Raw genomic sequence first — 20,598 nt, 5'->3', positions numbered from 1 at the left:
GGTCCCCTTGTGCTTGCGGCATCGCGCTACCGGCCGAGCGCGGTGGCGGTGTCGCGGACGATCTGGAGGTCCTCACCGACTCGCACGACCAGGACCGGTACGGCGGCGCCGTCCGAGCTGACCGGCCGCCCTGCCGGCGGTCGCCGATCACCGCCAACGGTACGCCGAACAGGCCGGGTCCGACGCCGATGTCGTGGCGACCCTCGGATGATTTCCCCTGGTCTCGCCGGTGAACACCAGCGCATCGAGCCGTCCAGCGAGCTCACGTAAGACACGACCCGAAGCGGCCATGGTGCCGGTGCTGCACCTCAACGGCTACAAGATCGCCACGCCGACGGTGTACGCGATGATGCGTGCGGTCAGCCGCTGGTGCTGCCGCGGGAGGAGTTCCGCGCCCACCGGCGTGGACTTCCCGTACACGTCATGGCGGAGCCGAAGAAGACGCGCGGGGTGACCCGCGAGACCTTCCTCGAGGCTGCCAGACCATCCTCGGCACCTACACCGTCCAGACGGACGGGCGGGTGGCAGCATGCTGTGGTCTGGGCATGCGCGACGTCGACGAGCCGGCATGGTGCGGTGCAGTGATCGGCTCCGGGTGTCGCCTCGGCGCTGCGTATCGTCCAGGTCGGGTGGTCCGCGGGGTCTCACGCTCTCAGCCCCGTCTGCACCACTGGGGACAGTGCCGACTGCGCGGACTGATCGTCCGATCCGCGGTGCGCGACGCGCGTTCCGCAGGTCGGCGCGGGCGCGTCATCGACGCGTGCGGTCCGGCGTTACGCGGCCGGGGCAACCGGCGCGTCTTCGGCAAACCGGGTCTGCCCGGTGTGACGCCTAGGCCGACAACCGCCGCGCTTGTGGTGAAGGGTCGGCCGGGCGAGGCTTCGGTGCGCGGCGGCACCACGGATGTGATCGGATACGCGCGAACGAACTGGTGCGTTAGGGTTGGCGCTGGTGCGCCGGGAAGTCTGGTCGGCAGTGACCGGCCCGACCCCGAAAGTGAGCACCCCGTTGTGAGCGACAACTCCCGTGCGCCCCTGTTCCGGCGCGGCTCTTGGCTCGAGGCGCGCCGCATCGCCGAGGTGCTGCGCCAGGAGACGATCGGCGGTGCGCTGCTGTTGATCGCGGCGGTCGTGGCGCTCGTCTGGGCGAACTCGCCGTGGGCCCCGGCGTATGAGGCCCTGCGGCAGTGGAAGCTCGGACCGGCGGCCTGGCACCTCGACCTGAGCGTGGCGACGTGGGCAGCCGACGGCCTGCTCGCAATCTTCTTCTTCGTAGCCGGGCTGGAGCTCAAACGCGAATTCGTCGCCGGAGATCTGCGCGATCCGCGCCGGGCCGTGGTCCCGGTCGCCGCCGCCGCGGGCGGGGTGATCGTCCCAGCGCTGATATATACGGTGCTGAACCTGGGCAGCGGCGAGGGCGCGCTACGCGGGTGGGCCATCCCGACCGCGACCGACATTGCCTTCGCCCTGGCCGTGCTGGCGGTGGTCGGCCGGCATCTGCCGGCCGCGCTGCGTACGTTCCTGCTGACGCTGGCGGTGGTGGACGACCTGCTCGCCATCGCCATCATCGCCGTGTTCTACACCGCCGAGCTGTCGGTGCTGCCGCTGCTGGGTGTGCTGCTGCCGCTGGGAGCATTCGGCCTGCTGGTCCAGCGAGGGGTCCGCGCCTGGTGGCTGTTGCTGCCGCTGGCCGCCGCGACGTGGGCGCTGATGCACGGGTCGGGTGTGCATGCGACCGTCGCGGGGGTGTTGCTGGCGTTCACCGTCCCGGTCGTGCGCAGTGACAAGGTCGGTGGCCCGGGTGCCGGGCCGGGGCTGGCCGAGCACTTCGAGCACCGGTTCCGGCCGTTGTCGTCCGGGTTCGCTGTGCCGGTGTTCGCGCTGCTGTCCGCAGGGGTGACCATCGGCGGGCTCAGCGGCCTCGCGACCTCACTGACCGACCCGGTCGCCGTCGGTATCGTCGCCGGGCTGGTCGTCGGGAAGACCCTCGGCATCACCGCGGCGACGTGGCTCGTGGCCCGGTTCACCCGCGCGAGTCTCGACGAGGGGCTGAGCTGGACGGACGTGGTTGGTTTGGCGATGCTCGGCGGTCTGGGGTTCACCGTCTCGCTGCTCATCGGCGAGCTTGCCTTCGGTACGGGCAATCCTCGCGAGGACCATGTCAAGGTGGCGGTGCTGACCGGCTCGCTGATCGCCGTGCTGCTGGCCGGCGTCGTGCTGCGGCTGCGCAACCGGGTGTACCGGCGCATCCACGACGCCGAGCAGGTCGACGCCGATCGCGACGGCATTCCCGACGTGTACGAGACCGGGTCCGGCGGCGGGCACTGATTGCGGGCGGTACCACGGGCCAGGCTTCGTGTGCGGGCGCCCGCATCGGTACGCCCGCACACGGGCTCTGGGTGGGTTCGGTCCCGCTACCCACCATGTGATTCTGCCGTGACCGTTGTGGCGCGGCCGCATGACGGTTGCATGACAAGACAGCCTGAAAGCGCCCTAGCGCTTTCTGGGTGGTAAGCCGAAACGCGCACTAATCCATGACAAGTGTGTGACGGCTTTGACGTGGACGTTCTCCTCGGTTGGAGTTCGATCGCCGCAGGCTTCAATGACATTCCGGCGATCGTCTCCAACCCGGGCTCGGCCGTCTACGCCCTCGTCGCCGACTTCGAAAGGCCGAGTGGCAGCGGCATAACCGCCGGATACCGTTTGCCGCGCCGCCTGCAGGGTAGCCAAATCTGTGCCCCGCTCCGCGCGGGAATCGCAGCGTGAGAGGAGAACCGATGACCATTCAACGCATTCCGTCTGATCCGGATCGGTACCCGCCGCTCAATCCTGGGGCGCCGATACCCGACGATCCCGGTGAGCTGGCTCCGGACACGCCCGATCCGTTGCCTCCGCCGCCGATCGAACCGGTACCGGGCGAGCCGTCGCCGGATCCGAGCCCGCCGCCAGCGGTTCCCGAGCCCGCCTGAGAACGTCCGCGGAACGTCGTACGTGGGGTGACCTCGACCGGATCTGCCGAAGGCCCAGCCGCTATGACGAGAACGGTTCGATCTCGTGACAGTCACATGACAGTTCCTAGGCGGCCAGGGTGGCGTTCCAGCCGCTCCGACTTCTCGAGAAGCGCGAATATCTCCTGGTCAGGCGGCTGCGAAGACATTCATCCGAATGAGGCCCGGACCGCTCGCAGGTACGCCACGACCCCAGCCGCGCTTCCCGCGAGTCCCTACCATCGAACTCTCACGCAGGACGTCATGGGTCGGGTGGCAAAGAGACGATGAATCGCACGGCCGGGCACGTCGAGTTGCTGGTGGTCCAGGACGATCCGGCCGAGGCTTTGCTGATGCGTGAGGAGTTCGCCGAGCACCGGCTCATCAACCGGGTACAGATCGCGTACGACGTGCGGCGCGCGCTGGCCTACCTCGACGGCGAGCCCCCGTTCTCCCAGCCCGCGGTTCCGGCGGTCGTGCTGCTCGACGTGAACCTTCCGGGACGCGACGGGCGTGCGGTGCTGCGCCACCTGCGCGCCAAGCCGGAGACTGCCGCCGTCCCGGTGATCCTGCTGACCGATTCGCCGGAGGCCGAGCGGATCCTGCGCGCGGAGAACCTGCCGGTGCAGGGGTACGCGACAAAGCCCCTCGACTTCGCCTGCCTGGTGTCCGTTGTCCGGTCGCTGGAGGTGCTGGGTTTCCAGGTGAGCCGCGTCTCGTGACCGCCCCGCCGAGCCTCGCCAGGCGTGCGCTGACCTGTCGGGTAACGTGACGTCGAGGTGTGCTGGGAAGTCTGGTCGGCAGTGGTTGCTCGTCTTTCACCGACCGGAGCTTTCGTCGTGTTGCTGATCTCTTTCGCTTGTGTGCTTCTGCTGGCGGTCCTCGTGTCCACTCTCGCCGGGCGCACCATCTTGTCGACTGCGGTGCTGTTCCTGGCCGCGGGTCTCGTGCTGGGCCCTGAGGTGACCGGTGCGCTCGATGTGACCGCCGGCTCCAGCTTGGTCGGAACTAGCTGACGTGAGTGTGCTCGCCGGACATGGAGGTGCCCGCTTGGCGTAGCCGGTTGGGAATGCTGCTCAGCACGCCGTGACGGCGGGCGGTGCGAGGTGGCGCATTGCCGTTCGGGTGTCCGGGTAGGTGGGGAAGACATCGTCGAGGTGCATGGTGTGCAGGACGGTGAGAACGAATCGGGAGGGTGCGACCAGGCACACGGTCGCCCCGCGGTGCTTCGCCGCCCGGTACGCGCGGACCAGCAGGCCGAGCCCGGCGGAATCGATGACGCCGGCGTGGCGCATGTCGACGACCACGTGGCGGCCCGCGGCTGCGGCCTCCACCAGGGCAGGCCGGATCCGGTCGACCAGATGCTGGTCGAGGTCTGCGCGCAGCAGCACGATCCGGGCGCGAGGTTCCGCGACGTCTCGTATGTCGCAGGCGGCGTCCGCCGCTTCGTCCGGCGCCGGCGCTGCGGCGGGGAAGCGTTCGGCTCGTACGCTCTGCGCGCACCCGGGACAGCGGTGCATGCCCATTGCGAACGGCGAGCCGGTCCAGCCGAGCAGGGTGAGCGACGGCCACACCACGTCCTCGTCGCGCAGCACGTCGGCGGTCTCCTCCACCCCGCCGCAGGCATCGCAGATCACGGTGACGACCCCGCGCCCGTCCCCGGGAACCGCCGTCATGGTGCCTCCCTACCGCTGCGCTCCCAACGGGTACCGGCCGGTGGCCGGTCGGCGGTGACCGCGACCACGGCGACGCCGGCGGCGGCGAAGATCACCTGTAGGAGCAGTTCCACCAGGGTGGGACCGGGCCGGTCGCTGTCCGCCATCCGGGCGATGACGGTTGCCAGGATCGCCGCGGCGACGCCGGCGGCGACCGGCACCCACAGCGGCACCGGCCGGCTCCGACGGACCTGTAGCCCACCGGTGACGCCTGCGACGAGGCCGACCGTCACGGCGATGATCAGACTGAGCGCCGTCATGGCGGACCCTCCTGATGTGGATCGGTAACGGTCAGACTGCCTCGCCTGATCTGCGGGATGTCCCCGCACGCATGACAGTTGCGTGACAAACCGCGCTGTCACCGGTCCCCGCCGACCGATGACACGGTCAGGGGGCATCATGCGGATATGAGTGCCGTACTGCTGATCGAGGACGACGACCGGATCCGCCTGTCGCTGGCCATGGCCCTGGAGGACGAGGGATACACCGCGCACGCGGTGGCCACCGCGGAGGAAGGCATCGCCGCGCAGCGCCGGCAACCGGCGGACACCGTACTGGTGGACCTCATGCTGCCGGGCATGGACGGCTACGAGTGCATCCGTCAGCTGCGCCGCGACGACGACGTCCCGATCGTCGTGGTCAGCGCCCGTGACGACACCCACGACATCGTCGCCGCGCTGGAGGCCGGCGCGGACGACTACGTCGTCAAACCCGTCGCGGTCAAGGAGCTGGCCGCCCGGTTGCGCGCCCTGCGTCGCCGCGCGCGGGCGCCGCAGGCCGTCGTGCCGGTGACCTCGGTGCTGGCCTTCGGTGACCTGGAGGTACGCCCGGAGGCGGGGGAGGTGCGGCTGGGCGGGGAACTGGTGGCCGTCACCCGTACCGAGTTCCGGCTGTTGTGTGAACTTGCCGACCATCCGGGGCTGGTGTTGTCACGCCAGCAGTTGCTGCAGCGGGTGTGGGGTCACGAGTTCGGCGACGAGCGGGTGGTCGACGTGCACGTGGGACGGCTGCGCCACAAGATCGAAACTGATACCGGCCACCCTCGGCACTTGGTGACGGTGCGGGGCTTGGGTTACAAGCTGCAGCCGTGAAGCCGATCGGCCTGCGGACTCGGGTGAGCGCGGCCTTCGCCCTCGGGGCGCTGATGCTGTCGGCCTGTATCAGTCTGGTGTCGTACACCTCGATCCGCAACACTTTGTTCGCCGAGCGCGAGCGCACCGCGGTGCGCTCCACCTACTACGACGCCGCGGTGGTCAACGCCGGCATCACCGGCGCCGACCCGGACGTGCTGGAGGTGCTCCGCTCGTTGGGCACCGGCTCCGACCGGTACGTGCTGCTGCACTACGGCGGCCGCTGGCACTCGCGTAGTGCCGATCTGGCCGCCGACACCGCCGTCCCACGGGCGCTGCAGGAGATGACCTCGGGCGGCGAAGCCGGGGCGCAACGCGTCGAACGCGACGGCCGGCCGGCACTGATCGTGGGCGTTCCGCTGGCCGGTTCCGCCGCCTTCTACGAGATCATCTCGCTGGACGAGCTGGACCGGACGCTGCAAGCCCTCGCGCTGGTGCTCACCGCTGTCGCCATCATGGTCGCCGCGGGCGGCGCCGCCGTCGGCTGGTACGTGACCCGGCACGCGCTGCGCCCCCTGACCGCCGTCGCGAGCGCGGCCCGGGGTATCGCCGGCGGTGATCTGACCACCCGCCTCGACCCGGCTACCGAACCGGACCTGGCGCCGCTGTCGATCGCGTTCAACGACATGGCCGACCAGCTCACCCGCAGGTTGGACCGCGACCGACGGTTCGCCGCCGACGTCAGCCACGAACTGCGCTCGCCGTTGCAGACCCTGGCGGCCGCGGCCAGCGTGATCGAGAAACGCCGCGCCGGTCTCGACGAGCGGACCGCGGCGGCGATGGCACTGCTCACCGCGGAGGTCGGCCGCTTCCAGACGCTCGTCGACGACCTGCTGGAGTTGGCCCGCAGCGACCAGCCGGTGCACCGGGAGCCGGTGGACGCCGCGGAGCTGGCCCGGCGGGTCTGCCGCTCGCGGGGCCTGGCCGCCGATCTGGTGGAGATTGCTCCGGATACGCCGGAGTTCTGGCTGGTGGACCGGCGCCGGATCGAGCAGGTGCTCGGCAATCTGATCGACAACGCCATCCGCTACGGCGGCGGTCCGACCGCGGTCCGCGTCGGCGACGGCTACCTGGAAGTCGACGACGCCGGTCCCGGTGTCGCTCCCGAAGATCGGACGACCATTTTCGACCGGTTCGTGCGTGGCCCGGCCGCCCGCGCCCGCGGCAACGACGACGGCACCGGCCTCGGCCTGGCCATCGTCGCCGAGCACGCCGCCGCACACGGCGGCCAGGCCACCGTCGGCGAGCGTCCCGGCGGCGGCGCCCGCTTCCGCATCGACCTATCCGGACAGCAGACATGATCACCGTACGTGGTCTCGCCGTGCTCACCGCGACCCTGTTCCTGGCCTCAGCCTGCGGGGTGCCCACCCAGGATGAGCCCCATCCGGTTACCCTGCCGCGCCGCCCGCTCAACGCCAGCCCGTCCGCCGCCGCGAGCGAACCGGCGGGGGAGGTGGCTCAGGTCCTCTGCTTGGTCCGCGACAACCGGCTGGCGCAGACCGTCCGCCGCGTCGGTGCCGTGCCCGGCCCGCAACGGCAACTCGACCAGCTCATCGCCGGTCCCACCCCGGCCGAACAGGCGCAAGGACTGTCCACCGCGCTGGCCACCACCACGTTGACGGTGACCGTGCCGCCCGGTGCCGCGGTCGCCACCGTGGAGATCAGCGAGGCCGACGACAACGCGGCGCGCAGCGACGAGGTGCTCGCGTACGGCCAGATCGTCTGCACCCTCACCTCGCGTGCCGACATCGCCGCCGTGTCCTTCCACCGCGACGGCCAGCCCCTGCAGGTGCCTCGCGGCGACGGCACCTTGTCCAGCGAACCGCTGCGCGCCGCGGACTACCGCATCCTCATCGGCCCAGCCTGACCTCGCCTATTGCGGCCTACCGGAACCCTCGACCTCGAGTACCTGATCGACTCGTGCCACATAGAACAGGCGCAACACGGCGGGCCCGGGACGGCGCAGCAACAGCCGCCCGCCGGACCGCTTCATCTGGCGATGCACCCGTAGCAGGATCACGATGGCCGCCGTGTCGATGCTCGGGCACGCCGCCAGGTCGATGATCAGCCTGGCGGGACGGGAGTCCGAGGCGCGGGTGAAGGTATGGCTCCATGCCTCCACGGTCGAGCCGGCGAGTGCGCCGGTCACCTCGACGACGATCTCGGGCACCCTGCCGGACTGCGCGCGCACCATTTTCTCAACTTTCGATCCTCCGACGGTCCACGAGCCAGATTCGTCCGCCTCTGTCGCGGCGCTCCTGCGGAACCATGACAGTTTCGTGACATCGGCCGACACGAAGGATCATGTGACGTGGTCGAGTGAGCCGACGTATCGCCTGGACCATGCCCTTCTCGTCTCGGCGAGACAGGAGTACGGTGAGTTCAGGTGTGCCGGGAAGCCTGGTCGGCGGTTCTGTTTCCGCATGTGACCGGAGGCCGTCGATGAACAAGATCGCCCTGCGCACCGAGAGTCTGACGAAGCGGTATGGACGGCGGGTGCTGGCGCTCGACGACCTGACGCTGGAGGTCCCGGCCGGAGAGGTGTTCGGTTTCCTCGGACCCAACGGCGCCGGCAAGTCCACCACCATCCGGCTGCTGCTCGGGCTGGCGCGACCGTCCGCCGGCCACGCCTCGGTCTTCGGCGACGACGCGGCCGACGTGGCCCGCGCTCACCGCCACCTGGCCTACGTTCCCGCGGATGTGGCCCTGTGGCCCCAACTGACCGGGACAGAGTCGTTGGAGCTGCTGGCCCGCACCGGGCCCGGCGTCGATATGGCGTACCGCGACGAGCTGGTGGAGCGCTTCGAGCTGGACGTGTCCAAGCCGGGCCGGGCGTACTCGACGGGCAACCGGCAGAAGGTGGCGCTGGTGGCGGCGTTCGCCACGAGGGCGCCGCTGCTGGTGTTCGACGAGCCCACCAGCGGTTTGGATCCGCTGATGGAACGCGAGTTCCGCCGCGCCGTCGGCGAGGCCCGCGGCCGCGGCCAGACAGTCTTCCTGAGCTCGCACATGCTCACCGAGGTCGAGGCGGTGTGCGACCGGGTGGGCATCCTGCGCTCCGGGCGCCTGGTCGAGGTCGCCACCGTCGCCGATCTGCGCCGGATGCACCGCGCCGAGATCACCGTGACGTACACCGGCGCCCCGCCCCGGATGGACACGGTGCCGGGTGTGGAATCCGTCCACACCGCGCCCGGGTCGCTGCGTTTCGCGTTGACCGGCCCGCCAGGACCCGCGCTGCAAGCGCTGGCCACCAGCCAGGTGGCCACGCTCACCGTCCGGGAACCAACCCTGGAGGAGATCTTCCTCGACTACTACGGCGAGCCGGTCCGATGAGTACCCGGGCGCTGACCGCGGCGCGACGGCCGGGAGCCGCCGTTCAGAGACGGCCGGCGGGTGCCCTCGCCGGACTCGCCGCTCGTCTGATCCGGCGCGGCGGGCTCGTCGTGGTTGCTCTCGCCGCCGGCATGTCGGCGCTCGTCGCGGCCACCTACGAGCAGCTGATGGCTGACAGCGCCGTGGCCGGCGGCCTGCAGTCGCTGGCCACCAATCCCGCGATCCGCACGCTGTTCGGTGAGCCGGTGGCCCTGGACGATCCGGGCGGGTTCACCGTCTGGCGCACCGGCACCGTGCTGGCCGCCCTGATCGGCGTGTGGTGTGTGCTCACCACGACGAGAATCACCCGCGGCGAGGAAGACGCGGGGCGCTGGGACATCCTTCTGGCCGGACGGGTTCCCTTGCAGGCCGCCCTCGCCACCCACCTGCTCGTCGTCGGCGCGGTCCCGGTCGCGTTCGGCGCGGCGGTCTCAGCATCGCTGGCGGCCACTGGCACTGACATGAACGGTGCCGTCGTCCACGGTGCCGGGTTGTCTCTGCTCGGCGTGTTCTTCGCCGCGACGGCCGCGCTCAGCGCACAGATCCATACCGCGCGGTCGGCGGCGACCGGTACGGCGATCGCGGTGCTCGCCGTGACGCTGCTCGCCCGGATGGTGGGCGACGGCGTGGACACGGTCGCCTGGCTGCGGTGGCTCTCGCCGTTCGGGCTCCTCGAGCTCAGTCAGCCGTACGCCCGGAACCGGTGGGCGCCGCTGCTCGTCCTCGCCGCGGCCGCGATCCTCTTGGCCACGGCCGCTGTCGCAGTGGCGGGTCGTCGCGACGTCGGCGGCGCGCTGCGGTCCCCGGCGGCCACTCGGGCCTCACGGACGGCACTGCTCGGCTCGGTGGAGGGTTTCGCGCTGCGCCGCCTGCTGCCTCCGCTGGGCGGCTGGGCCGCGGGCGTCGCGTCCTACTTCCTGCTCATCGGGCTGATCGCCGACACGATGACAAGGTTCCTGACCGACAATCCGGCCTTCGCCGACGCGGCCGTGCAGGCCGGTTTCACCGGCCTGGCCACGGTCGAGGGTTACGCGGCCACCATCTTCGCCCTGCTCGCTCTGCCGGTCGGCGGGTTCGCGGCCAGCCGGGTGGACGCCTTCGCGAAGGCCGAAGCCGGCCGCCACCTCGCCCTGCTCGCCGCCCAGCCGGTCTCGCGCATCCGGCTGCTTGCCGCCGAGACGATTCCTGCGGTGATCGGCGCAGTCGTCCTCACGACGGTCGCCGGGCTCGCGACCTGGCTCGGCGTCACGGCCACGCCAGGAGACCTGGGGCTTACGGCGGCTCTGGGCGGCGTCTGGAACACCCTGCCCCTCGCCCTGCTCAGTGTGGGCGCGGCGGTCCTCGCGTTCGGCTGGCTGCCCCGCGCCGTGACGGCCATCGGCGCGGTGCCGACCGTGGGCGGCTTCCTGCTGCTGGTCATCGCACAGAGCGTGAACGCCCCGCAATGGGTAGTGGACGTATCGCCGTTCGCGCACCTCGCCGCGGTGCCCCACACGGCTCCCAACTGGCCGGCGACCGCGGCCATGACAGTGGTGACGCTGATCCTGGTTGCTGCCGGGGCGATCGGGTACCGGCGCCGCGATCTGCTTTCCTGACATCGGCCGACCCTGACCCGGCGCTGTGCCCTGCGCAACCGGCACCCGGGCGGGCCGCAGGGACTGTGCCGCCAACCGGCTGACCGTCCCCGCGAAGCACGCTGGCATATGCACCGTATGTCCTCGCGCGAGACCAGCCGGCCGAGGCGCTGAGGCGGCGCGCCTTCCTCGCCGCCTTCCCGGGAAGGACGGTCGATGGCGAATACCGGGAGGTGCCGCCGGAGCGATCATCACCGAGCAGACCCAGCATTGCGGCTCCGGCGGATGACGGTGGCGCATCACAGTGACACCATCAGCAGGACAGCCACCGAACGACCTGGCCCGTGACCGCCACGGAGGAGACCGGCCAGCCGTTCAACGCCGCCGCTCGCAAGGTCGCCGCAGTACCCGATTCGGCTTCCATCCACGGAGGGCAAGGCACGTCGGTCTACTTTCAGGTGTCGTACTGGTACAGCTTGTACTTAGCCATGATGCCGGTGACCTTGGTGTAGTAGTTGGGGTCCGTGGCGTAGCCGGCCTTCCAGACCTTCCAGATGAACTTGTTGGCGTTCTTGGTGTAGGCGAACGCCGGCTTGTAGCGCGGGTTCACCCGCAGGAAGCTGCCGTGGTCCCGGAACGAGTGCGACTGCGTGGCGTACGTCCGGAAGACGGCCGAGGTGGAGAAGCAGTTGCCGGCCTTGGTGCACTCCTGGGTGCGGTACGTGTGGCAGCCGTTCGCCAGCTTCCCGTAGGAACCGTTCTGGCACTTGATGCCGAAGTAGTTCTTGTCGACCGAGGCGAGGCCGCTGCGGCCCCAGCCGGATTCGAGGATCGCCTGGGCGATCGTCACCGAGGCGGGGACGCCGTACTCGCGCCAGCCGCGCTGCGCGCCCGGCACCGAGTTCTTGATGAACTGCTCCGGGGTGAGCGACACCGACGGCGCGGGGGTGCGCGAGGCTGCGCACACCGGCAACGGGCCGGAGTACATGTAGGCGTGTGAGATGTAGGTGCCGGCAGCGGTCCGGTTCCATTGGTTGGTGGTGCGTACCGTGCCGGCGACCCGGGTCCCGGCGACCCGGCAGACCAGGTTGAGCTTCGTGCCGTTGACGACGGAATCCCTACGGGCGGCGGATGTGGTTGCGCTGGCGCGGAGGTGGACGGCGCCGTCCAGACTTCTGACGGTGCCGACGACGTACTTCTTGTCGGTCGCCGGTTTGGTCTTGCGGGGTGCGACGCGGGCCGGCTTGGTGGCGCAGCGCGGGATGGATCGCGACGTCTTGACGTACGCGTGCGAGAGGTAGCGGCCGGTACTGAGGCGGTCCCATGCGGTCGTGGTGCGCACCGATCCCCGCACCTTCTGCCCGGTGATCGCGCAGATGACGGAGACCCTCTGGTTGTTCTTCACGGTGCCGACGACCTTGGCCGTCAGCGAGGGCGCCGAGCGGACCCGTAGTGTATTGCCGACCTTCACGGTGGCGGATACGCCGGCGGCATTGGCGGCCTCGGGCACCACGGCCGGCCCGGCACCGAGCGCGATGAGCAGCAGCGGTGCCAGTAGTCGGCGGGTAGTGGTAGGCAGCATCAATGTCCCCTTTATTTCGCCGGGTTTCGTGCTTCGGCCTCTGTTCGAAGGTCGCGACGGGCCGTTGCGGTGCGCGGCTGCGAAAGGATGCGGTCGAGTTGCCGCAACTGCTGTCCCGTGATCGCGAAACAGAGGTGGGAAGGCCGACGCCTACGGCCGTCGCGACGTGATCCGGATCGATGGACCGGTTGGCCGCAGGAATGACGTGTCCGGCCTGCGGCACGACCTACCGCTGGTACGACGTGGACAAGCTCGCCGACGTGCGCGACATCGACCTGCATGTGATCGGCTGGCATGCGGGCCGGTCTTGCGCACGGGTAAGGTCAGCGGCTGCCGAACATCTGCGTGTAGTACGGCGTGCCGTTGGTCGAGTAGACGACGCCGACGGCGAACGTCCTGGCGCCGCAGTCGAGCAGGTTGCGACGGTGGCCCGGCGACTTCAGCCAGCCGTTGACGACCTCGCGGGCGCTGCGGTAGCCCCAGGCGATGTTCTCGCTGCGCGCGGCGGTGTAGCCGGCGGCGCGGGCCCGGGCGGCGAACGTGGAGTTGCGGGCGCCGGTGTGGCTGAACCTGCCGCTGGCGGCCATGTACTTGCTGTGGCCGCGGGCGGCCCAGAGCAGCGCCGCGTTGACCTTCAGCGCCTTGCAGCCGGCCTTGACCCGCGCCTGGTTCGACAGGCTCACGACCTGCGTCTGCAGCGTCGAGGTGGAGACCACGGCCGCCTGCGCGGGCGCTCCGGCGATGACCAGGCCGATGAACGCGGCGGCGGGGATCAGCGCGAGGGTGGCGAGGCGACGGACCAGGGTCTTCGGCACGGGCACAACCTTTCGGGAACTCCGCCCCGGCGCTTGTTCGCCAGGTACGCCATTCCCTTCGGAGGCCTGGCGGCATTCACTGATGCCTGTTCAGGTGCCTTGCCGTGAGTGCTGAGTTGCCGCCCAGGTGCCTGCCGTCCGAGGGTTACGGCAGCGGTCAGCGGACGGTTGCCGTACGGGTGCGAGTTTCTGAACGCGGCGGGTCGCCGCCTCCCCGATGCGGCGCACCGCGACGCGATGGGGAAGCGCTGCGGTATGCACTCCGGCTCCCCGGTTTCCGTAAACCGGTGGGAACGGATTGTGTTCATCGGTGCCGGAACCCGCAACCGGGTGGCACCCTGTCGCGCTCTCGGTGCGCACCGCTCGCCCCGGAGTGTCGTCCAGGTATTCGGCCGACAGCGGCTGGACGAACCGGGGGAGACTTCATTTTGCGACGCGCCAAGCTGCCGAAGTCGTTGACAGCTCTGACCGCCGTAATCGCCGGCAGCTCCGCTGTCATGGTGCCGAACGCCGCCGCCGCGGCTTCCACCGTCCAGGTGGCCATCAAGGCCGCCCACGACAGCTACACCTCCAGCGGCCGTAAGAGCACCACTTTCGGCTCGAATGACAAGCTCGCCGTCGGTAAGCTCGGCAAGGACCGCAAGGTCGCGTACCTCAAGTTCACGGTTCCGGCCGGCGCGGACGTCAAGGCCGCGCGGCTGTACCTCAGCCCGTCCGGCAAATCTTCCGGCAGGGTCACCGTCTCACGGGTCGAGGGTACCTCGTGGACCGAGGCGAAGCTGACCTCCGGCAACGCCCCGAAGCTGGGTTCCGCGGTCGCCTCGGTGACTGCGCGCCCGAGCGACACCCGGATCGGGTTCAACCTCAGCCGTGCGGTGACCGGCCCGGGCACCTATTCGTTCGCGGTGACGTCGTCGCTGACCAACGGCACGGTGCGGTTCCAGTCGGCGGAGAACAAGGCCCGCGGTGGCCCGGAGCTGGTCCTCACTATCGCCAAGGCGCCGGCAGCCACCCCGGTGCCCGCGACGCCGAGCACTCCGGTCGGCGCCGGCAACGACGACTGCGTCACCGGGGCACTGCTGGTGCCCTCCTGCGGCGTGCTGTGGGGCGGCGCCGCCGGCGGTTTCACCAGCCTGCCCCGCGACGTGGAGCACCGCAACTGGGAGAAGCTGAGCGGGCGTACCGCCACCATCTTCCACACCTACCACAAGGGCGACGAACCGTTCCCCACCAAGGCCGAGATCGCCATGACCAACGACGCGACCCACCCGCGGGTCCTGCTGCTCAACTGGAAGATCGCCTACGGCTCCACCTGGGCCAAGGTCGCCCAGGGCGAGCAGGACAAGCGGATCGACGCGTTCGCCACCCGGATCAAGGCGTACGGCAAGAAGACCTTCCTGGTGCTGCACCACGAGCCCGAGAACGACGTCGTCGCCAAGGCCGGTTCCGGCTGGCAGGCCAAGGACTTCGCCGCCATGTACCGCCACACCATCGAGCGTCTCCGGTCCAAGGGCGTGAGCAATGTGGTGAACGTGATGGCCTACATGGGCAACGAGAAGTGGATGGCGCAGACCTGGTGGAAGGACCTGTACCCGGGCGACGACATCGTCGACTGGATCGGCCTGGACTCCTACGTCTCGGTCGAGAAGGGCTACTACCACTACGGTGACTTCGCCGACCTGCTCGACCGCGCCCCGACCGGCGGCGGCACCGGCTTCTACCAGTGGGCCACCACCCAGCACCCCGGCAAGCCGATCATGATCGCGGAATGGGGCGGCTACCACCAGATCGGCAAAGCCACCGACAAGTCACCCGTCTACCACAGCGTCCTGCCGGAGCTGGTGAAGCGGCCCGCGATCAAGGCCATCGTGCACTTCGACACCAAGGCCGACGACGAGGGCAACCGCGACATCAGCATCGACAGCACGCCGGCCGGCCTGGCCGCCTTCAAGAAGCTGGCCGCCAACCCGATCTTCAACGTCAAGCTCGGCTGACCCAAGCCTCCACAGACGAGGAAAGCGCCGCCCGGCCACACCGGGCGGCGCTTTCCTCGTTGCCCGTTACGTGGAGGCAACAAGGAGCCGCACGCCCCAGCGCGGCAAGGCCGGGGCGAGGATGGTTCCGACCGCAGAGGGGGAGCACCCAAACGTCGGCACATCGCTGCGGTGAGCACCGCTGTGTCACGGGCCTGCCGGGACGACGGTCGGGTCAGATGTATTCCGGCTCGATCCCTGCGTACTGCCTGGCCAGCAGGTCCAGCGCCTCGTGGGCGGTGCTGAACCTGAGGGTGTCGATGGAGGCGACGGGCCGGATTCCGCCGGCGGAGTTGGTGGCGAAGGCGGCCACCATCGTCGGCAGGTGGGCCAGTGGAACCGGTTCCGTGCGCTGCGGGCCGGTGTGCGCTCCGGCGACAAGTCGCATGGTCACGCCGGACAGCACCTGAGCCCGCGGCCAGATGAGGGTGCTGTCACTCGCGACGAAGCCCACGTTCCAGGTCACGCCCTCGCTGACTGATCCGTCTCCATCAACGAACAGCGCGTCGTCGTATCCGTCCAGCTGTGCGCGGCGGCGTTCGTACAGTGAGCCGAACAGCCCCGTGTGTTTGACCGCGGGTACGCCACGGTCGTGCCGCACGGAACGGACCCGCAGCGGCGGTAGGCCGACCGGAGAGGCGGCGCGGGTCGTGACGAAGATCTGCGGGTGGGACGGGGCGGCGGGATGGGTCACCGCCAACTCGGGGTCGGCGACGGTGACGCGCACCGTCAGCGGTCCCGCGGCGTCACGGAGCACCGTCCGGATGCACTCCCGGACGTACGTACGGGACAGCTCGGTCCCGAACACCGTGGCGCAGTCGGCCACCAGCCGATCGAGGTGCAGCGTGAGACCGCGGACCGCCCCGTGCTCGACCCGCATCGTGGTGAAGTGCCCGTACCCGGTGAGCGCGAGATTATCGATCGCCGTCATGGCGGCAGTCTGACACCGCCGTGTCGTCCGCGTTCCCCGGCGCGCGCCGGGGAAGCATCGAATCTAGCAATTCGCTTACCTCCGGTGCCGTTGTATTGCGCTGACAGTTGCCAAGGAGGGGACCCTCATGACAGCGGTTATCAATGCCGTCGAGAAATCCGTGGACGTGCGCGACCCGCTCCTGCGGATCCGCCAGATGGTCGACGTGGACACCGAGACGTTGCTGCACGATCCGGACGATCTCGGGGTGCTCGCCGCGCGCGGCCGCATCGACGGCCTGGACGTGGTCGTCTTCTGCACCGACGGCACCCGGATGGGCGGCGCGATGGGTTCGCTCGGCTGCCGCCGCATCGCCGAGGCGATCGACCTGGCGGTCGAGCACCGGGTGCCGGTGATCGGTATCTGGCACTCCGGCGGTGCGCGGCTGGCCGAGGGCGTGATGTCGATGGACGGAGTCGGTCACGTGTTCGCGGCGATGGTCCGAGCCTCGGGGCGGGTACCGCAGCTGTCGGTCGTGGTCGGACCTGCCGCCGGCGGTGCGGCGTACGGGCCGGCGCTGACCGACGTGGTGATCATGAGCGACGCCGGACGAATATTCGTCACCGGCCCGGACGTGGTGCGCTCGGTCACTGGTGAGGAGATCGACCAAGAGGGTCTCGGGGGCCCGGTGGCGCACGGCAGGCACTCAGGGGTGGCGCACATCGTCGCCGGTGACGAGGCCGATGCGTACCGGCGCTGCCGTCGGCTGGCGGTACTGCTCGCCCGCCCCGGACGCTGGGATCTCAGCGCAGTCAGCGCCGTCACGGCGGTGGAAGGGCTGCCGGAGAATACGCGGCGCGCGTACGACGTACGCCCGGTGGTCAAGGATGTCCTGGACGGCGGCTCGTTCGAGGAACTGCAGGCCAAGTGGGCGCCGAACATCGTCACGGGTTTCGGCCGGCTGGCCGGTCACACGGTCGGGGTGGTGGCCAACAACCCGTTGCGCAAGGGCGGTTGCCTGGACTCGTTGTCGGCGGAGAAGGCCTCGCGATTCGTCCGCTTGTGCGACGCCTTCGCGATCCCGCTCGTGGTCCTGGTCGACGTGCCCGGCTACCTTCCCGGGGTGGATCAGGAGCTGGGTGGGGTGGTACGTCGCGGCGCCAAGCTCCTGCATGCGTTCGCGGAGGCGGTGGTGCCCCGGGTGACTCTCTACATGCGCAAGTCGTACGGCGGCGCGTACATCGCGATGAACTCCCGCTCGCTGGGCGCGACGCGCGTGCTGGCCTGGCCGGGTGCCGAGGTCGCGGTGATGGGTGCGAAGGCCGCCGTGGGCATTCTCAAGAGGAGGGAGCTGGCGGCGTGCTCGGAGGCCGAGCGGCCGGAGCTTGAGGCTCGGCTGATCGCCGAGCACGAGGCGGAGGCCGGCGGCGTGGATCGGGCCGTGGAGCTCGGCCTGATCGACGAGGTGATCGAGCCGGCCCGGACGCGATCGAAGATCGCCGAGGCGCTGGCCCAGGCGCTGCCGGCTCGCGGAGTACACGGGAACATCCCTCTTTAAGAGGAATGTCAACCCCTAAAGAGATTGATGTTCCCCTCTTTATCTCGGGTGCGATATGGGTTTACCGTTCGTGACCCCCTGATCATGATGTGTAGCGTATGGAACGAGGCGGTCCGGACTCCGGCGTGCCGCCCTAGCTCGGGAGTGGCGTGACCGATCCGAACCCGGACCTCGTCGAGCGCCGAACGTATCTGCGGCGCATCGGCGCGGCGCTCTCCGAGGCCCGCGCCGGCAGGCCGTCCGTCACGGTTCTCTGTGGACGGCGTGGCAACGGTCAGCCGGCACTCGTCCGGCTGCTCGCCCGTGATGCCGCGGATCAGGGCATGCTGGTGCTCCAGGCCCGCGCCGGTCGGGATGAGCAGCCCCACCCGTACGCGGCGGTGCGCCGGTTCACCGCCCGATTCGCCGGTGGTGCCACCGGCGGTCGGTCCGCGGCCGCCGAGGCGGAAGCGATGCCGGTTGTCCTATCGGCGGTCCAGGCCCTGCACGGCAGACCCGCCCTGGTCGTCATCCACGATGCGCACGCGTGGGACGACCACTCGCAGCGCTGGTTCCGGGCGTTCCTGCGGCACCTTCCCGGGCTGCCTATGGCGGTGCTGCTCGCCGGGAGCCGATCGCTGGACCGGCCGGATCGGGCCGCATTGCACCCGGACCGGGTCCCGGTGACGGAGATTCGGCTGCCGCCGCTGACACCGTCCGGCGTCGCACGTGTCGTCGAGGCATGCTGCGGCGCCAAGCCCGACTCGGCGTTCGCGGCGGCCGCCGCCCGTCTCAGCGCGGGCAGCCCGGAGGTGCTGGGCGACTCGCTGCGGCTCTTCCGTGCCGGACCGCACCGACCGGTCGCCGCTCACGTGGCCGAACTGGAAGCGGCCGCTGGCTCGGCCTGGGTGGACTTCACCTTACGGGTATTGCGCGACGTGCCCGCGGAAGTGATCGCGGTGCTGCGCGCTGTGGCGGTCTGCGACGGCCTGCTCGATCTGCCGCTGGTCTACACGCTGGCGCCACCGCTTACCTCGAGCGCCCCTCGGATGCGCGCGATGCTGGACGCCTGCGGCCTCACGGTCGGCGACGGCGACCGCGTACGGCCGATCTCGCCCCACGTCGCCGAACGGTTGCTGGACGAGCTCTCCGTCGAGGAGCGGGCCGACCTGCACGCTCGCGCGGCGGAGCTGGCGCACCGGTCCGGTGCGGCCGACGAAGAAGTCGCCGATCTGTTGCTGTCGGCGCGTCCGGTGGGCGCCCGGTGGGCCGTGCACCGGCTCCGGCGTAGCTCCGCCATCCTGTGCCGGGCCGGCCGGTACGAGCGCGGCGTGGCCCATCTCGCCCGGGTACTCGACGAGCCGCTCAGCCCCGTCCTGCGCGGACGCATCGGGATCGAACTGGCCGGGATGGAGGCGGCCACGGGACCCGAGGCCAGCGACCGGAGGCTGGCCGAGATCGCCCGGACGGACGGCCACCACCCGAGCCGGGCCGTGGTGGCGGCCGTCGACCTGTGCCTTGCCCGGGGCGACGCCGACCGGACCCGCCGCGCCGTCCTTCGGGCGCTGGGCAGGGTCGGACCGGACGAGCGGGAACGGCTGCTGGCGTTGGGCGCGCTCGCCGACGAACTGCGTTCACATCCCGCCGACCTGGTCGCGCCCGCCATGCCGGCGCTAGCTGACCGGCCCCGGTGCCCGGCCCAGGCGGGCGTGCGTGCCTGGAGCCTGGCGGTTCGCGCCGGCGACCGTGCGACTGCCGTGGCCCTGGCACGGCATGCGCTGAGCGGCGACTCCGTCGAGGTGATGCCGCAGCTGGCTGCCTGCCGGGCTCTCATCCTGGCCGACGAGCTGGATGAGGCGGGGCTCGCTCTCGACCGACTGGCCGGCCAACTGCGTGGCGGGCACGCAACCGCGCCGTTGGCTCGTGTCCTGGGAATGCGTGCGGAGCTGCAAATGCGCCGCGGCCGGCTCGATCTGGCCGCCCGAGATCTCCAGGACGGCGAACGCGTCCTGCCTTCGGCCAGCTGGCACCCGCTGATACTGCCCCTGCTGCTGACCGTCCGGATCGCGCTGAGCCTGGAGGCGGACGACCGCGCCACCGTACAGAAACTGGCCGGCGCCGCGGTGCCGGCCGGGGTGGAGGAGGGGCCGTACTGGCCGTTTCTCCTGTTCGCCCGGGCCTTGGCCGCATGGGGGGACTGTCGGCCCGCCGATGCCGCCGACCTGCTGCATCACTGCGGTCGGGCGTTGGCCCGGCAGGGCTGGATGAACCCGGCGCTGTTGCCATGGCGGTCGCTGGCAGCGGAGGTCTGGCTACATCTGGGCGATCTCGGACGGGCCCGCCAGGTCGCCGCCGAGGAGTCGGCCCTCGCGCGCCGCTGGGGCGCGCCCGCCGCGCTCGGCTGGGCCGCCCGAACCCGGCTGCGAGTCGCGGCCTCCGGCTCCGGGAAGCCGGAGGACGCCGCCGGGGTGTACGAGGCCGTGCGATTGCTGCGCCGCTCGCCGGCGCGGCTGACACTGGGCTGGACAACCGCAGAACTCGCGGACACCCACCTGGCCCGTGGCGAGCACGACGCCGCCCGGCACTGGCTGAGCACTGCCGAGAGTGTGGCTGCCGCATACCCCTGTGGCCGGCTCGCCCGGCGGCTGGGCCCGATACGCGAAACGCTGCGCCCGGAGCCCGCCGCGGTGGTGCCCGGACCTCCATCGATCGCTTCGGCGCCGGGTGCCCTCATGCTCCATCCGGGCTGGGCCGCGTTGTCGGAGAAGGACCGGCTCACCGCCGTCCTGGCGGGCCGCGGCAACCTGAACCGGCACATCGCCGTGCTGTTGTCGATCTCCCAGCGCGCCGTCGAGCTGAGGCTCAGCCGGGTCTACCGGGCGATGCGCCTCAGCGGGCGTGACGACCTGCGGTCCTTGGTCCGGGCCGCCGAGAGCGGGTGACG

The 20,598-nt window shown here is 70.5% G+C and carries 18 protein-coding genes and 1 pseudogene; 13 read left to right on the top strand and 6 right to left on the bottom strand.

Annotated features, from left to right (window positions below):
- Window positions 1-289 precede the first annotated feature (289 nt).
- The 5 genes and pseudogenes from EDD30_RS41955 to EDD30_RS38820 form a co-directional block, all read left to right on the top strand.
- A complete protein-coding gene (locus tag EDD30_RS41955) occupies window positions 290-454 on the top strand; it encodes a hypothetical protein (protein WP_123678099.1) in 165 nt (54 codons plus the stop codon).
- 556 nt (window positions 455-1,010) lie between these two features.
- Entirely contained in the window at window positions 1,011-2,327 is a 1,317-nt protein-coding gene (nhaA, locus tag EDD30_RS05610; protein ID WP_071803657.1) for a Na+/H+ antiporter NhaA, read from the top strand.
- A gap of 231 nt (window positions 2,328-2,558) precedes the next feature.
- On the top strand, window positions 2,559-2,765 hold the full coding sequence (locus tag EDD30_RS38160) for a hypothetical protein (protein WP_143162574.1): 207 nt from the start codon (window positions 2,559-2,561) through the stop codon (window positions 2,763-2,765).
- A 508-nt stretch (window positions 2,766-3,273) separates the two neighbouring features.
- Window positions 3,274-3,708, top strand: coding sequence for a response regulator (locus EDD30_RS05600; RefSeq protein ID WP_071803659.1), 435 nt, complete (start codon window positions 3,274-3,276; stop codon window positions 3,706-3,708).
- A gap of 117 nt (window positions 3,709-3,825) precedes the next feature.
- Window positions 3,826-3,996 (top strand): annotated as a pseudogene (locus tag EDD30_RS38820) (cation:proton antiporter); the annotation flags it as partial.
- 66 nt (window positions 3,997-4,062) lie between these two features.
- Here EDD30_RS38820 and EDD30_RS05595 read toward each other — a convergent pair.
- Window positions 4,063-4,662, bottom strand: a complete 600-nt coding sequence (locus EDD30_RS05595; protein WP_071803660.1) for an STAS domain-containing protein — start codon at window positions 4,660-4,662, stop codon at window positions 4,063-4,065.
- Window positions 4,659-4,961, bottom strand: coding sequence for a hypothetical protein (locus EDD30_RS05590; protein WP_071803661.1), 303 nt, complete (start codon window positions 4,959-4,961; stop codon window positions 4,659-4,661). The genes EDD30_RS05595 and EDD30_RS05590 overlap by 4 nt, the downstream gene beginning before the upstream one ends.
- 147 nt (window positions 4,962-5,108) lie before the next feature.
- On the opposite strand from EDD30_RS05590, the gene EDD30_RS05585 reads away from it, so the two are divergent.
- The 3 genes from EDD30_RS05585 to EDD30_RS05575 are packed head-to-tail and all read left to right on the top strand — an operon-like array spanning window position 5,109 to window position 7,698.
- A complete protein-coding gene (locus tag EDD30_RS05585) occupies window positions 5,109-5,792 on the top strand; it encodes a response regulator transcription factor (RefSeq protein WP_071803662.1) in 684 nt (227 codons plus the stop codon).
- Window positions 5,789-7,132, top strand: coding sequence for a sensor histidine kinase (locus EDD30_RS05580; protein WP_123678098.1), 1,344 nt, complete (start codon window positions 5,789-5,791; stop codon window positions 7,130-7,132). Before EDD30_RS05585 ends, EDD30_RS05580 begins: the two co-directional genes overlap by 4 nt.
- Window positions 7,129-7,698, top strand: a complete 570-nt coding sequence (locus tag EDD30_RS05575) for a GerMN domain-containing protein (RefSeq protein WP_071808121.1) — start codon at window positions 7,129-7,131, stop codon at window positions 7,696-7,698. Before EDD30_RS05580 ends, EDD30_RS05575 begins: the two co-directional genes overlap by 4 nt.
- A 6-nt stretch (window positions 7,699-7,704) precedes the next feature.
- Here EDD30_RS05575 and EDD30_RS05570 read toward each other — a convergent pair whose 3' ends face one another.
- Window positions 7,705-8,127 (bottom strand): STAS domain-containing protein, encoded by a 423-nt coding sequence (locus EDD30_RS05570; RefSeq protein WP_143162897.1) that lies wholly within the window; start codon window positions 8,125-8,127, stop codon window positions 7,705-7,707.
- Between the two features lie 146 nt (window positions 8,128-8,273).
- Here EDD30_RS05570 and EDD30_RS05565 point away from each other — a divergent pair, with 146 nt between their 5' ends.
- Together EDD30_RS05565 and EDD30_RS05560 are read left to right on the top strand one after the other, a co-directional pair.
- On the top strand, window positions 8,274-9,164 hold the full coding sequence (locus EDD30_RS05565; protein WP_084557009.1) for an ABC transporter ATP-binding protein: 891 nt from the start codon (window positions 8,274-8,276) through the stop codon (window positions 9,162-9,164).
- Window positions 9,161-10,798, top strand: a complete 1,638-nt coding sequence (locus EDD30_RS05560) for an ABC transporter permease (protein WP_071808117.1) — start codon at window positions 9,161-9,163, stop codon at window positions 10,796-10,798. The genes EDD30_RS05565 and EDD30_RS05560 overlap by 4 nt, the downstream gene beginning before the upstream one ends.
- 433 nt (window positions 10,799-11,231) lie before the next feature.
- On the opposite strand, the gene gsmA is transcribed toward EDD30_RS05560, so the two are convergent.
- Window positions 11,232-12,359: a sporangiospore maturation cell wall hydrolase GsmA gene (gsmA, locus tag EDD30_RS05555; RefSeq protein WP_123678097.1), complete on the bottom strand. Its 1,128-nt coding sequence runs from the start codon at window positions 12,357-12,359 to the stop codon at window positions 11,232-11,234.
- 323 nt (window positions 12,360-12,682) lie between these two features.
- Complete coding sequence (locus tag EDD30_RS05550; RefSeq protein WP_244945131.1) at window positions 12,683-13,174, bottom strand: CAP domain-containing protein; 492 nt, start codon at window positions 13,172-13,174, stop codon at window positions 12,683-12,685.
- A 455-nt stretch (window positions 13,175-13,629) separates the two neighbouring features.
- Between EDD30_RS05550 and EDD30_RS05545 the strand changes: the two genes are divergently transcribed.
- Window positions 13,630-15,168 carry a CBM96 family carbohydrate-binding protein gene (locus EDD30_RS05545; RefSeq protein WP_244945130.1) on the top strand — a complete coding sequence of 513 codons (1,539 nt, stop codon included), beginning with the start codon at window positions 13,630-13,632 and terminating at the stop codon, window positions 15,166-15,168.
- A gap of 214 nt (window positions 15,169-15,382) precedes the next feature.
- On the opposite strand, the gene EDD30_RS05540 is transcribed toward EDD30_RS05545, so the two are convergent.
- Complete coding sequence (locus EDD30_RS05540) at window positions 15,383-16,138, bottom strand: aminotransferase class IV (protein WP_071802601.1); 756 nt, start codon at window positions 16,136-16,138, stop codon at window positions 15,383-15,385.
- A 127-nt stretch (window positions 16,139-16,265) separates the two neighbouring features.
- On the opposite strand from EDD30_RS05540, the gene EDD30_RS05535 reads away from it, so the two are divergent.
- Window positions 16,266-17,675 (top strand): acyl-CoA carboxylase subunit beta, encoded by a 1,410-nt coding sequence (locus tag EDD30_RS05535; protein ID WP_071802602.1) that lies wholly within the window; start codon window positions 16,266-16,268, stop codon window positions 17,673-17,675.
- Between the two features lie 149 nt (window positions 17,676-17,824).
- On the top strand, window positions 17,825-20,596 hold the full coding sequence (locus EDD30_RS05530) for a hypothetical protein (RefSeq protein WP_071802603.1): 2,772 nt from the start codon (window positions 17,825-17,827) through the stop codon (window positions 20,594-20,596).
- The last annotated feature ends 2 nt before the right edge of the window (window positions 20,597-20,598 follow it).

The organism is Couchioplanes caeruleus (assembly GCF_003751945.1).
In the GTDB taxonomy this organism is placed as follows: domain Bacteria; phylum Actinomycetota; class Actinomycetes; order Mycobacteriales; family Micromonosporaceae; genus Actinoplanes; species Actinoplanes caeruleus.
Note: the sequence above shows the minus strand (reverse complement) of the source record. Positions and strands in the feature narration are given on the sequence as shown.